Annotated in this window: 15 protein-coding genes; 8 read left to right on the forward strand and 7 right to left on the reverse strand. The window is 37.8% G+C overall.

Translation table 11 applies throughout. From position 1 onward, the window contains the following. Nucleotides 1-104 precede the first annotated feature (104 nt). Nucleotides 105-2063 carry a lipoteichoic acid synthase gene (gene ltaS, locus NFS43_RS15850; protein WP_251553719.1) on the reverse strand — a complete coding sequence of 653 codons (1959 nt, stop codon included), beginning with the start codon at nucleotides 2061-2063 and terminating at the stop codon, nucleotides 105-107. A 449-nt stretch (nucleotides 2064-2512) separates the two neighbouring features. On the opposite strand from ltaS, the gene NFS43_RS15855 reads away from it, so the two are divergent. Together NFS43_RS15855 and NFS43_RS15860 are read left to right on the forward strand one after the other, a co-directional pair. Continuing rightward, nucleotides 2513-2692, forward strand: a complete 180-nt coding sequence (locus tag NFS43_RS15855) for a hypothetical protein (protein ID WP_251553720.1) — start codon at nucleotides 2513-2515, stop codon at nucleotides 2690-2692. 34 nt (nucleotides 2693-2726) lie between these two features. Further along, complete coding sequence (locus NFS43_RS15860) at nucleotides 2727-2906, forward strand: H-type small acid-soluble spore protein (RefSeq protein ID WP_251553721.1); 180 nt, start codon at nucleotides 2727-2729, stop codon at nucleotides 2904-2906. A gap of 28 nt (nucleotides 2907-2934) precedes the next feature. On the opposite strand, the gene NFS43_RS15865 is transcribed toward NFS43_RS15860, so the two are convergent. Continuing rightward, a complete protein-coding gene (locus NFS43_RS15865) occupies nucleotides 2935-3096 on the reverse strand; it encodes a hypothetical protein (protein WP_251553722.1) in 162 nt (53 codons plus the stop codon). Between the two features lie 64 nt (nucleotides 3097-3160). After that, nucleotides 3161-4318, reverse strand: a complete 1158-nt coding sequence (locus tag NFS43_RS15870; RefSeq protein ID WP_251553724.1) for an acyl-CoA dehydrogenase family protein — start codon at nucleotides 4316-4318, stop codon at nucleotides 3161-3163. A 187-nt stretch (nucleotides 4319-4505) separates the two neighbouring features. Between NFS43_RS15870 and NFS43_RS15875 the strand changes: the two genes are divergently transcribed. Then, nucleotides 4506-5753 carry an ATP-binding protein gene (locus NFS43_RS15875; protein ID WP_251553725.1) on the forward strand — a complete coding sequence of 416 codons (1248 nt, stop codon included), beginning with the start codon at nucleotides 4506-4508 and terminating at the stop codon, nucleotides 5751-5753. Between the two features lie 214 nt (nucleotides 5754-5967). Beyond that, nucleotides 5968-7473 carry a nitrate/nitrite transporter gene (locus tag NFS43_RS15880; RefSeq protein WP_251553726.1) on the forward strand — a complete coding sequence of 502 codons (1506 nt, stop codon included), beginning with the start codon at nucleotides 5968-5970 and terminating at the stop codon, nucleotides 7471-7473. 37 nt (nucleotides 7474-7510) lie between these two features. On the opposite strand, the gene NFS43_RS24415 is transcribed toward NFS43_RS15880, so the two are convergent. Continuing rightward, nucleotides 7511-8347: a 3D domain-containing protein gene (locus NFS43_RS24415; RefSeq protein WP_277613955.1), complete on the reverse strand. Its 837-nt coding sequence runs from the start codon at nucleotides 8345-8347 to the stop codon at nucleotides 7511-7513. Nucleotides 8348-8590: 243 nt separating this feature from the next. Then, on the reverse strand, nucleotides 8591-11131 hold the full coding sequence (locus tag NFS43_RS15890) for a PAS domain S-box protein (protein WP_251553727.1): 2541 nt from the start codon (nucleotides 11129-11131) through the stop codon (nucleotides 8591-8593). Between the two features lie 289 nt (nucleotides 11132-11420). Here NFS43_RS15890 and yhfH point away from each other — a divergent pair, with 289 nt between their 5' ends. Further along, a complete protein-coding gene (gene yhfH, locus NFS43_RS15895; RefSeq protein ID WP_251553728.1) occupies nucleotides 11421-11555 on the forward strand; it encodes a protein YhfH in 135 nt (44 codons plus the stop codon). Nucleotides 11556-11738: 183 nt separating this feature from the next. Next, a complete protein-coding gene (locus NFS43_RS15900) occupies nucleotides 11739-11924 on the forward strand; it encodes a hypothetical protein (RefSeq protein ID WP_251553729.1) in 186 nt (61 codons plus the stop codon). A gap of 76 nt (nucleotides 11925-12000) precedes the next feature. Here the strand turns inward: NFS43_RS15900 and NFS43_RS15905 are convergent, their stop codons facing one another. After that, a complete protein-coding gene (locus NFS43_RS15905; RefSeq protein WP_251553730.1) occupies nucleotides 12001-12246 on the reverse strand; it encodes a cold-inducible protein YdjO-related protein in 246 nt (81 codons plus the stop codon). A gap of 29 nt (nucleotides 12247-12275) precedes the next feature. Between NFS43_RS15905 and NFS43_RS15910 the strand changes: the two genes are divergently transcribed. Both NFS43_RS15910 and NFS43_RS15915 read left to right on the forward strand, forming a co-directional pair. Further along, complete coding sequence (locus NFS43_RS15910; protein ID WP_251553731.1) at nucleotides 12276-12413, forward strand: hypothetical protein; 138 nt, start codon at nucleotides 12276-12278, stop codon at nucleotides 12411-12413. Between the two features lie 98 nt (nucleotides 12414-12511). Then, nucleotides 12512-13114, forward strand: a complete 603-nt coding sequence (locus NFS43_RS15915) for an SCO family protein (RefSeq protein ID WP_251553732.1) — start codon at nucleotides 12512-12514, stop codon at nucleotides 13112-13114. Between the two features lie 82 nt (nucleotides 13115-13196). Here the strand turns inward: NFS43_RS15915 and NFS43_RS24420 are convergent, their stop codons facing one another. After that, complete coding sequence (locus NFS43_RS24420) at nucleotides 13197-13328, reverse strand: hypothetical protein (RefSeq protein WP_277613956.1); 132 nt, start codon at nucleotides 13326-13328, stop codon at nucleotides 13197-13199. Between the last annotated feature and the right edge of the window lie 177 nt (nucleotides 13329-13505).

The raw sequence follows: 13505 nt of genomic DNA on the forward strand, positions 1-13505 counted from the left end.
AATATTATATCATATTAACGCGGTGAATTAATAAAGAATAAAGATAAAATAAAAGCTGTCGAAGGTTTTTCGACAGCCTGAGAAGAATTTAATCTTCTCTCGGATTAATCACTTTCTTCAGTTTTCTCTGTTTTGCTTCCTTTTGGTCCTAAATATTCATAGTCATTTGGATTAATTGGAGTATACCCTTCTGGCTTGTAAAAACGCAGCAAGTCTTTATATACTATTTCATCTGACATTTGAAGTTCGGTATTGACTTTGTCTGAAATAGCTTTACATGCATCAGCATTTTCAGCTAACTCTTCAGTTACTGTAGAATAACATTTGCCCTTCACTTGCAGCACATCAGGAGACATAAAGTCTCCATTTCTAAATAGAGCCCAGTTTCGGTGGTCTGGTGACAATAGGTCTGAACCAAACTCAAGATAGTCTTTCGTATCAACACCCAATAAATGCAATACTGTCGGACGCACATCGACTTCACCGCCGTATTGTTCCTGAATGCCGCCAGTTACGCCAGGGACATGGATAAATAATGGCACCCGCTGCAGGTTGGCATTGGTTACCGATGTGATTTCATCAACACCAAGGACTTTTGTCATTGCTTCGTTATGGTTCTCAGAGATACCATAATGGTCACCATACATGACAACCATTGTATTGTCGTATAGTCCGGCTGCTTTTAAGTCGTTAAAGAATTGTTCCAAAGCCTCATCCATATAATGGGCAGATTGGAAATATTGATTCACTACTTGGTCATCTGTATCTCCAGCAGGAAAATCCGTATCCCCTGGATCCATTTCAAATGGGAAGTGGTTCGATAACGTAATAAATTTCGTATAGAATGGCTGCTTTAAGCTAGTCAGCAATGGCATCGATTCAGTAAAGAACGGCTTATCCTTTAAACCATAGTTCTTCACATCTTCATCATTCATATCGTAGAATTCAGCATCAAAGAACTGGTCATAGCCAAATGATTTATAAATGACATTTCGGTTCCAGAATGTTTTATAGTTCCCATGGAATACTGCAGAACTATATCCCTGCCCTTTCAAAATAGCAGGCATTGCCTGATAGGTGTTTTGTGCTTTATTGACAAACACTGCCCCTTGGCTCATTGGATAAAGTGAATTCTCCATTAAAAACTCTGCATCGGATGTTTTCCCCTGTCCGGTTTGGTGGAAAAAGTTTGGAAAATAGAATGTATTTTGGTCACGAGTTAACGAATTAAGGAATGGAGTAACTTCCTGACCATCAGGCATTTTATAATCAATCATGAACGATTGGAATGATTCCAATGAAATATAAATGACGTTCATGCCTTTTGCCTTGCCAAAGTATTCTGGGTTTGGGGCTGCGTAGTTTGCTTTGCGGTAGTTTTCTACCTCAGTCACATCACTGGAATCCGCTAAAGCACGCTGGCTTGAAGAACGGACATTTTGAATCGCATCATAGATTGTAAAGTTATAGGCCCCAAGATATTTGACTAAATAGTTCCTGTCAAAAGAGCGTGTCAGAAGCTGAGGGCGATCCTTTTCAGCAAGCCCTAAATTAAACAAAAATGTTGTAATGGAAAACAAGAGAACAATTTTATAGGATTTTCTATTTGTTTCCATTGAATGTTTGAACACTGTTAAAGCAAGGACAATTAGGATAATAAAGTCGGTAAAATAAAATACATCTAACGGTGACATTAACGATAGAGCACTGTCTCCCAGCTGTCCGGCATTTGTTTTTGTCTGCATAATGACCGGGATGGTAATGAAATCACTAAAGAAACGATAATACGCGATGTTTGCGTATAACAAGAATGACAAGATAAAGTTTGTGATAATCATAACAAGTTTAGTCCGCTTTTTAAACAGCAGGGCAATTCCAAAGAAAAACAGCGCGGAACTAAGCGGATTAATCGCAAGCAAAAATTCCTGAAGACTATTATCTATTCCTAAATTAAATTCGATTTGATAAGCTGCATAGGTTTTGATCCAAAATAACACGACAGCAATTGCAAAAAATGTAAGGTTATTTTTAGTTATTTTTTTAATAAAACTTATTTGTTCCATTTTAATTCTCCTCTCACTTACCAGATTTATCATCGGTAAACGAACCTCAATTACTATAGCACATTTTATATAAAAAGAAAAACATAAAATGCTGTATAGCTGAGATCTTTCTCTTCCTCAACATGCTTCATAACAATACAGCTGATACAAAAGCTTGGACATATTTTCCTGTTCTTAATAATCTTTCTTATGTTTATGCATCTGTTTTATTGGACATGACTGCTCAAATATATTAGACGATTATTTTGCTAATTAGTTTCAACAAATTTATAAAAAATTATTTTGCTTCAGGAACGGTTTATATTTACTATTTAACCGTTTGATTGTTCTACATATCATATACTTGAACGGCTATTTGTGCAATAAGATTTTAGTCTCAAATTTGCATGATTTTTGCCGGAATGGCAAATCCTATTAATGAATGTAGATGTTGAAAAGAGGAGATAAAAGTGCCAAGAATCAGGCCAAACTTTACAAAAAGCCCCTATTTTGTTGATGAACCGGGAAACTGGCATTTACAGCCTGGTGCTCCAAAAGAACTTCAGAAGGAGCTTGAAACCTATTTGAGGGATTTGGAAACAATTGATGAACCCGGCACGATAAATGGAATCAGGATCGACCCTTTGTAAACTGAAGCTGGTATAACATAGGAGGAGTGACAGTATGGATACAAGACGTGTAAAACAAATTTTATCTTCATCAGCCGATATAGAGGTAAAATACAATGGCGCTTCTGTATGGATTGACCAATTAAACGAGGATGGAAGAACAGCTACCGTCCATTTGCGCGGTCCACTTGAAGAACGGACCATCGTTGAAATACATGAACTCGTAGAAGAATAAAAAAAGAGGCAGGGTCGTAGTTCCTGCCTTAATTCATGTCTTCATTTTCTCTGGTTAATGTACTTGGCTGCGGCTGCTCGTTTTGCACAATACTAGTTAGGCTTTCCCTCTTGTATTGGCTCTTATCCTTTCCGGCGCCAGGCAGTGCATTAGCCATCGGAAGCCGCTCAAGTTCTTTGCCTCTTGGCATATCCCACACTCCTTTTAAAGATAGGGTATCCAGCAATTCTCAGTTTAATCCTGGCTGCCTCGAATTATCTTTTAAGAAGGTTTTCGATACTATATGCGGCAAGCAGTTGAATCGTCATATCATCCATAGGAGGATTATGGAGACCCGCTCTAACGTCCCGATAGTAGCGCTGCAATGGATTTTTTAAGGATAGGCTTCTAGCGCCTACCAGCCGCATGGCTATATCCACAATTTCAACTGCGAGGTTGGTAACGGTTAATTTTGCTGCTCCAAGAGCTGGCCCCATGCTATCTTTTTCCAGCTGATCCGCATGGTCCCATTGATTGGCTGCCCCATACAAGAAATACTCCGCTTGCATAATTTTCAATTCCATTTCGCCAATTTTTTGACGGACGGCAGGCAAGCTGATAATCGGCCCCTGAATGTTGTTTGGTGCATATTCATTAGCAAACGCGATAGCAAATTTTCTGGCCGCTTTGGCAATCCCCAGGTAGCAGGCAGGAATATGCAAAAGCCAGCCTTGTGCACTTTTTTTGCCAGGAACCATTTTTTCCACAAGATTCTCTTCGGGTATTCTCACCTGATTCAAGACAAGGTCATGGCTTCCAGTCCCCCGGAGTGCAATGCTATCCCATGTTTCTTCTATCTGCACCCCTGCGGAATCCCGTGGAATTAGGAAGTTTGCTGTCTCATTTGTGTCCTCGATACTGGCGCTGACAATAAAGTAATCCAAAACAGGAGACATCGTGGTAAAGGTTTTTCTTCCATTAATAAGCCAGCTGCCCTCTGATTTTTTCGCAGTGGTTTCAGGCCTTCCACCACGTGTCGGGCTTCCTGTTTTCGGTTCTGTTGCAGCACTGTTAATTAATGCGCCTGCTTTGACCTCTTCGCATAAGTTTTTATAGATTGGTTCCTGCCAGCTTTGCTTTTCATGTAAATTCATGATAATGCCCATATGCCAGCCAATGGCTAATGAGGTTGAGCCATCCCCCATTGCAATCAATTCTTGAAGACGGAGCAGCTCGTACAGCGATATTTGTTTTCCGCCATATTTTTTTGGTACCGTTAAAAAGGTATAGCCTGTCTCCTTTAGGTCCTGGATATTTTCAAAAGGAAATCGGCCAGCTTCATCTACTTCATGTGCTCTTGATAAGAAACGATTTGAAAGGTCTTCCATAATAGCCAGCCGCTCTTCAGTTGTCATAGCATTTTGGAAATTCAATGTAATCTCTCCCTTTTTGTTTTCATTTTTTATGAAGTATTTTAGTTTAAATAATTCAAAACTTTCATTTTTTGGTATAATTTTAATGAAAACTGGAAATCCCTTATTTACTGGTTCCCACTATTGACAATACCATACTTTAAGACTTGGCTGCTGCTTAAATGCCCAAGTTGGGAGGTTGTTTGCTGTGGCTGATTTTATTAAAGATTTAATCCTTCACTTTTTTATTATGATGCTTATCCCTCTCACATACATCTTACTGTCCAGACAAAAAAAGGAATTGAATTTTCAAATTATCTTTGAATCTGTCCTGTTAATCACTTTATATTTAACCATGTTTTTCCCGGTTTACATTGGAAATGGTGCTGAATTTGATTTAAAATTTATTCCAATATTTATTTCATTAATATATGGCGGACCTTTGTTAGGGTTTATCGCGATCCTTGCGTTACTTATCATGGAGCTATCTGTTCACGGCGCACAAGGTTTCATTATGCTCATTAATTATACCATCATTATGCTTCCATTATTGCTTGTACGAAAATGGTATCTCCGTACATCCATGCAAAAAAAGATGGCAGTTGCCTTCTGCTGCTATTTAGCGATTACCATTACCCGATTTATTTTCCTTATTAATATAGAAAGAAATGATCTTTTTGTCTATTTGCTGTTGTTTTCTATAGTATCATTCCTTTCATTAGGCTTTACGATTTATTTAATCGAAACAAATGACAGGCAATTATATATGATTCAGCAGCTCCAGAACGCTGAAAAATTAAACTCTATCAGTCAATTAGCCGCATCTGTCGCCCATGAAATCAGAAATCCAATGACAACTATTCGTGGATTTATGCAGCTATTAAAGGATGAAGAAAACCTAACAGCCAATCAACAATTGTTTGTGAAGATATCTTTAGAAGAGTTGAACAGGACTCAAGCCATTATTGATGATTTTCTCTCATTAGCCCGTCCCAATAAAAATGAATGCCAATTGATTAATATATCCTTGTTATTAAAAGAAGCCATCGAATTTATGAAACCTTATGGAACCATTTCCGGGGTACAAATATCAGCCAAGGTTACTGATGATCTATATATCAATGGCTATCAACATGAGTTTAAACAACTGATGATTAATTTAATGAAGAATGGGATTGAAGCTATGCCTAACGGAGGGGAATTAAGTGTAATCGCCTGCTCTGACCCAAAAAGCCATGTGGTGATGATAAAGGATGAAGGAATTGGGATTTCGGAAACCCAATTAAAGCAATTAGGACAGCCCTATTACTCAACCAAAACCCGTGGAACGGGACTTGGGCTATTAATTTCATATAACATTGCCAAAAGAATGCAAGGGAAAATAATCATCGACAGCAAGGTGAATGTAGGAACCGTCTTTACACTTACTTTCCCCAAAAAATCTCTCCCCTCATAACAAAGTGGAGAGATTTTTTTTGAAATTTAGGCCTCCAAAAGATGGAAGTGTTTTAATGTTTTTATCTGTAACGATGATGTAATTGTGCCTTTCCTCACTGATGATGAAGCACATATGTAATATACTCAATTATGGGTTAAAAGAACCATATTTATATTTCTTTCGTTTTCAATAGGATGGAAAAAATGCACGAAATGGGATTAGGGGGATCTTTATGAATAGTGGATTCATACAGCTTACCATTCAAACTGGGAGTCTGGCTGCTGGATTTATGGTATGGGTTATTATTTCATTCTTAATGCCGTTTATCAATGCGGAAATCCCATTATCCTCGACTCAGGTTTCCATTGCAACGGCAGTGCCGATTATCCTGGGTTCTCTTCTTAGATTTCCAATTGGTTATTGGACAAACCGTTACGGTGCAAGAGTGGTATTTACAATTAGTTTTCTGCTTTTATTAGTGCCCATTTTCATTATCAGTTATGCCCATACCTTTACCATGCTCCTTGCTGGAGGCTTCATCCTCGGGATAGGCGGAGCTGTGTTTTCTATCGGAGTGACATCCCTGCCTAAATATTATCCAAAATCGAAGCAGGGAATGGTCAATGGCATTTATGGGGCGGGAAATTTCAGCACAGCCGTTACTTGTTTTTTTGTCCCGTTTCTTGCTGAAGAGTTTGGCTGGAGATCGACCCTTAAAATTTATCTGGTGATTATCCTATTTTTTGCCTTGGTCAACTTCTGCCTGGGTGATCGAAAGGAACCAAAAGTCATCGTTCCCATGAAAGAGCAATTCGACCAAGTTTATAAAAATCCAAAACTATGGTTTTTAAGCTTGTTTTATTTTATTACATTCGGGGCATTAATGGCCTTTACCCTGTATATTCCATCCTTTCTGGTTAATCATTTCGAATTATCCAGTGTGGATGCGGGATTGCGGACTGCAGGTTTTATCATGATCACCACCTTGTTTAGGCCCGTCGGAGGCTGGTTAGCCGACAAGTTTAATCCATTTTTAATCCTAATGGCAGTATTTTTTAGTTTAACCTTTGCTGGATTTCTGCTTTCTTTCACTCCCTCCCTCCCTATCTATTCTTTTGGGTGTTTATTGGTAGCCATTTTTGCCGGGATAGGAAATGGAGCCATCTTTAAGCTGGTGCCTTTTTATTTTTCAAATCAAGTAGGGATTGTAAATGGAATTGTATCAGCCATTGGAGGGCTTGGCGGATTCTTTCCTCCCATTATATTAACTGTTTTATTTAATATCACCGGAAATTATGCGATTGGATTTATGTCATTATCGGAGTTCTCATTGGCTAGTTTAGTTATAGTCGTTTGGCTGTTTAGCCAGGAAAAATTGGAGGTATCTGCAAAAATTGTTCACCATGCTGTCGAAGGGATTTGCATCACAGATGTGGATGGGATCATCCAGCAAGTCAATCCAGCCTTTACAAGAATTACCGGCTATACCCTAGAGGAAGTAGCTGGAAAAACATTAAGTGTCCTGCAATCTGGTGAACATGATCTGCATTTTTATAAAGACATGTGGGATAGTATACTAACAAAAGGTTTTTGGGAGGGCTATATCTGGAATAGGCGAAAAAATAATGAGATTTACAAGGAATGGCTGACGATCGTTGCCATCAAAGATGATTCAGGAGAAACAAAGAATTTTGCAGGAATGTTTATGGAAGAAAAAGATATTCCCAAGTTTATGTAACTAAATTAAAACAAAGCTGCACGAAGGCAGCTTTGTTTTAATTTATAATTTGAAGTGTCACTTCTTTTTTACCCCATTCAAGTGCATCCTGCTCTGAAGGAATAAACACATCAATGCGGTTCCCTTTTATGGCGCCTCCAGTATCAGCAGCAATCGCTTCCCCATATCCTTCGACATACACCTTTGATCCAAGTGGAATCACATTTGGATCAACAGCAATTACTTTTTCATGAGGATTTGATTTAATGTCTACCCCTGTAGCCGTAATTCCTGAACACCCTTCACAATAAGCAGTATAGGCAGTGGCTTTAACCGTTAATTCCTTTACAGGGGGCTCATTTGCTGCTGTTTCTGCCTTTTGATTATCAGCTGTTACAGCTTCCCCCGAATTTTCATCCGTTTCCTCGGCTATTGGCAGGCTTGATTCAGGTTCTTCAGAAGGCTGCTGTATCTGATCAGTAGTCTCTTTACCACTATCCGGAGCTTGAACCTGTTCTTGACCTGATTCTGCCATTCCTATTTGATTATTTGGTACAGCTGCGGTTGGTGTAATCATGCCAAAATCCACATCGTCATCTATTAAATGACCAGCCATGGTGACCGGTGCAGCTGATTTAAGTTTATTTGTTTTAACCCAAAATAAATGGCTGTCATTCCCTTTCTTCTGATTAACTTGTCCCGCCATCGGGTACAAATCAGAGGAAACCATTTTGGATGAAATTGTATTCCATTTTTCAAGGTCTAAAACCGCCAATTTTTCAGGTTCCATTGAAAAACCGCTGGTTCCAGCCGTTAACACGGCTGCTTGTACATTAGCGCCAACAGATACGGAGAGTACTGATGCAGCGATAAATGTTTTGATTTTAAAAAGCATTTTCATACCTCCTATGTTCTTTAAAGCTAACGGTTATGTCCATGTTAACATAAAAAATGCGGATATAAAGAACAGGAGGATGATAATTGGTTTACAACCAATTCAGTTATATTACAATAGCATTTCGAGTGGACCTATCCTTTCCTTGACTTCCAAATATTACACAAAAATAAAAAGCGAAGGGGTTCCTTCACTTTTTTTAAATAATAAATAGAGTTACAAATCGAAAATAATCTCTCGTTATTAGGCCGTTTTTGCCGGCAGCAGGATATTAAATGTGGTCCCTTTATTTGGCTCACTTTCTACAAATACTTTTCCATTATGGCTTTCGATAATTTTAAAACTCATCATTAATCCTAGCCCATTGCCCTTTTTCTTTGTTGTGAAGAAGGGCTCACCCAGTTTCTTCAATTTATCCTTGGGAATTCCTACCCCAGTATCTTGAATGGATATTTGCACATTATGATCACGAATCATCGTTTTCACATGGAGGTCTCCGCCATTTGGCATTGCTTCAATCCCGTTTTTAATAAAGTTTAAGAACACTTGCTTTAACCGATTTTCGTCACACTCGATCTGGATAATTTCTTGATCGCAGTCGAAATGCAAGCGGACGTTTTTCTTTCTGGCTTCAAATTCAAGCAAGGATACAACATTTTTGATTACTGGAACAACATTCTTTTCCTCTAATTCCACTGCTTTTGGTTTTGCGAGTACCATAAAGTCCTCAACAATGTTATTTACCCGATCAATTTCATCAAGAATGATGTTCAAAAACTCTAAGCGCTCCGGATCTTTTTCATCCAGCTGCAAAAATTCAGCGTACCCTTTCATGGATGTCAGCGGATTTCGGATTTCATGCGCTACCCCGGCAGCCAGTTGCCCGACTGCAGCCAATTTGTCTTGACGATGAAGAACCTCTTCCTGCCGCTTTCTTTCTGTAATATCATTCCGAATCGCCAGGTATTGATATGGCTTTCCTTTTTCGTTTAAAAAGGGAACAATCGTCGTATCTACCCAATAATAGCTTCCATCTTTAGCTTTATTGCGAATTTCACCTTTCCATACCCCGCCAGTACCGATAGTCCGCCACATTTCCTTAAAAAATTCCTTTGAATGGTAACCAGAATTTAACAAATTATGGTCTTGGCCAATGATTTCCTCACGGCTGTATTTTGAAATTTCACAGAACTTATCATTCACACTGGTTATCTTGCCCTGCGCATCTGTAAATGCCACAATGGAGGATTGATCCAAAGCAAATTTTATATCGGTAACTTCTTTAATCGTTTCCTTTAGATGTTCTTCCGCTCGTTTTCTATCAGAAATATCTGTCCGGATTGCTACATACTGATACGGTTTTCCTTTGTCATTTAAAAACGGGACAATTGTTGTATCGACCCAGTATAGGGAGCCATCCTTTGCGCGATTGCAAATTTCACCCTGCCAAACCTTGCCTGAGCCAATGGTTCTCCATAAGTCTTTAAAGAATTCCTTTGATTGATATCCCGAATTTAAGATCCGATGGTCATTGCCAATCAATTCCTCACGAGAAAATTTAGAGATCTCACAGAATTTATCGTTAACGGAGGTAATTCTCCCCTTTTCATCTGTAATAGCCACAATGGAAGATTGGTTCAGGGCAAACGTAATGTCCCTGACTTCCTTGGTTGATTCTAACAGGCTTTGTTCAGCCAGTTTCCGTTTCGTAATATCGGAACGAATCGCGATATATTGAAACGGTTTTCCTTTTTTATTGAGGAAGGGAACAATCGTCGTATCCACCCAATAGAGTGAACCATCCTTTGCCCTGTTCCGAATCTCACCGCGCCAAATCTTCCCAGACTGGATGGTCATCCACATATCACGAAAAAACTCTTTGGAATGATACCCGGAATTGATCAACCGATGATTCTTGCCAATGATCTCCTCTTGGCTGTATTTCGATATTTCTTCAAATTTATCATTTACGTACACGATGGTTCCTTTTGCATCAGTTATAGCTAAAATTGTAGAGGCATCAAGGGCAGCTTTTATATCCTTTAAATTGGTGTCACTGGCCGCCAGCTGTTTGCTGATAAGCGTACTGGATACAATAAGCCCGCCCATAATTAATACAGAAACAAACAACACCAAATAAATAATAAAAATATTTGCTGAACTCGTTCTGCCAGCCACTTCAGCTGCAGAAATAATAGACGATTTTTTCAAAAGAACATGCCCTTCAGCAATGGCCAGCGTAATAATAATCGAACTGACTGGCTTTAACCATACTTTATTCTCTTTTGTAAAGCTTTTAGAGGAAAATAGCATCCATAATGACAAGAACAGTGCAGCAAAAATTAAAAAACATGAAAAAATAAATAAGATAAGATGATATTGTATGTTTACTCTCATCGAATATATATTGACAACATGGATCGAAAGGACAGCGATCGTTAAAAACAAACTGCCTGAAAGTAAGTGATATATTCGTATTTGTTTCCCGAAAAAAGGAAAAAATGCCATAGCGGTAAAGGCAACGCCAATAAATATGGAGAGTATCGTTAATGGAATATTGTATTGGGCTAAAAGATTAACATCGGATGTTAATAAGCCAAAAAAATTAGTTACCCATATTCCAATCCCCATTGCAATCGTTCCGCCAAGGAACAGCCAACTTTTATTTTTGTCAGATGAACGAATGATAGTAAACATATCCAAAGCTGTATATGATGCCATAAAGGTTAAACCTATAGCGATAATAAAAAAATAAGGATAAAAATCCCCAATCAGACCATTCATTAATCCACATCTCCCCTATCCCCTAGAGTTACTACTATAATTGTAATGTAAACCTAGACGTTATGGAAGTATAAAATACAGGAGGAAAGTCCCGATCCAATCCAGCCAACCCATTACTCAACTTTTTTCTATTCATGCTAATAAATTTCCCTCCACTAGTACTAAAGGCTAAATTTTTAAAAAGTTTGTGTTTTTTAAAAAAAAGGCTACACATTTTTTATTTTTTTGTTTATACTGTACTATAACAACAGTAAATTTTTAAATCTGTATTAATAAAGGAGGCTTTTATATGTTGATGAGTCCAGTAGAATTTTTTCGCAATATGCCTAAAAAAGAATGCCCTGAATGCGGCCAAGAAATGGAAGAACAAGCAGAGTCTTACATGATGGAATGTGAAAGATGTTTGGCAAAAAAAGCTGAGTAACACAAAAACTCTCCATTTGGAGGGTTTTTTTTCAGGTTATAACCTGATTGATAGGAGCGAAAAAATCAGCAGCCCCAATTAACAAGAATTTTATTTATAAGAAATTCCCTTTACCGAGAGAAATCGGCAGACATAAACGAGAAACTCTTTGTAAATCCTCTTATATAAAGGAGTTGATCGAGGGTGGCGAAGCAAAACGATTATCTTACAACTGCACCAAAAAAGAAATCACTTACCATTAATAATGGGGCCACGTTCCCAAATTTAAAAAACGTGCCCGGGGATTCAGTGGATGAGCATGAATTTTTAGAAGAAGCCAACACGCTTCTTGCAGAAAATGAAGTCGGACAGCAGAACGAAAACCTGTAAAGGACCTCCATAAACGCCCAATATTGTTCCTAAATAAAAAGACTGTCAGCTATAGACAGTCTTATTCATCCCATTATTAGATTTTCGGTAGTTCTTTTATTTCTAACAACATTTCTGTGCCGCACATTGGACAAAGTAAATCGTCCGCAGCAAAATCCTTTCTCATCCAGCCAATACAGTTTTCATCCATACATGAATAAATTTCGGTTTCTACCAAGACTGTTTCCATTTCTTCTTCTTTTGCCCGTTTGCCAAAAAAAATTGGAACCGCCTCCTTTAAATCATAGTATGTCCAAAAACTAACATTTTCATTGTCAATCATTTATATATTTATGCGGAGGGATCAAAGACATGCTATCCAATAAGAAAAGATTTACAATAGCAGGAACAGACATCGAAGAGGTCAAAAAGCTAAATAGCCAATCCGGTTTGAGTTATAATCAGGTAAAACAGCTGCTCGCAGAAAAATATTTACAATCAAAAAAATAAGAGGAAGACTCCCTTAAGGGACATCATCCTTTTTGTTCACAAAATATCCATATCTTTTTTAAATAAACTTCACTATCTTTATGGTAGGAGGGGATTTAATGAAAAAGGTCTATCTCATATGCAGTCTAGCTGTCATTATAGGAATTACTGCCGGAATTTCCTTTTTTTTAATTCGGGATGCTAATGCTTCTATTCCCGGAGACGCTGCCTTAATTGACCAAAACGGTGATAAATACATTTTTGGAGCAGATCAAACAAAGTTAAAACTTGTGGAATTCATCTATACCCATTGCCCGGATGTATGTCCGATGACCACACAAAAAATGGTGGAGTTAAAACAGGATTTGCAAAAGAATGGAGCATTTGGCAAAGATATTGAGTTTATTACGATTACAATTGATCCTTATCGTGACAGGCCAGAACAATTGACCAAATATATGAATGGATTTAATATTGAAAATAATGGAGATTGGCTGTTTTTAACTGGTGAAAATACCAATATTAAAGCTGACCAGGAAACACTTCAGAAAATCACTGAACCCCTGCAGTTCCAGTACAAAGATCCTGGGAATGGACAGTTTATCCATACCACATTTGCCTACTTAGTGGATGACAAGAATAAGTTCGTTACGAAATTTCCAATGGGGGAGGATTTTGACAAGCAGGAAGCCTATAACAAAATCATGGATCAAATCGAATAACGAAGCTGTCAGGCATTATTAATCATTTGATAAAAAAAACGGTTAATCCCAAGGATTAGCCGTTTTTGTTCCAATTGCCTATTTAATTCACGGACGAAGGAGTTTTAAGCTGCAGTAATGATAAATGGTAATTGGATTTTGGTTTAGTTAAACTTGCTTTAATGCCAGCCTTTTTTAATTTGTTAACGAATTCAGAAAGCTGCTTTTTTGCCATCCATCTCACCTTCTTTTACTTCATAAACCAATTTTACAACAAATTTATGAATAAAGTGTGAAATCTTGAAAATTTTTATAAAATTATTCCTCGAAATAATAAATGGATTGAAGATCTTTTTGCTTTAAAAAATTCGCTCTTTCTCCAAATAAATGGTATAATTAAAAGCAATATGTT

It is taken from the genome of Neobacillus muris, assembly GCF_943193175.1.
In the GTDB taxonomy this organism is placed as follows: domain Bacteria; phylum Bacillota; class Bacilli; order Bacillales; family Cytobacillaceae; genus Neobacillus; species Neobacillus muris.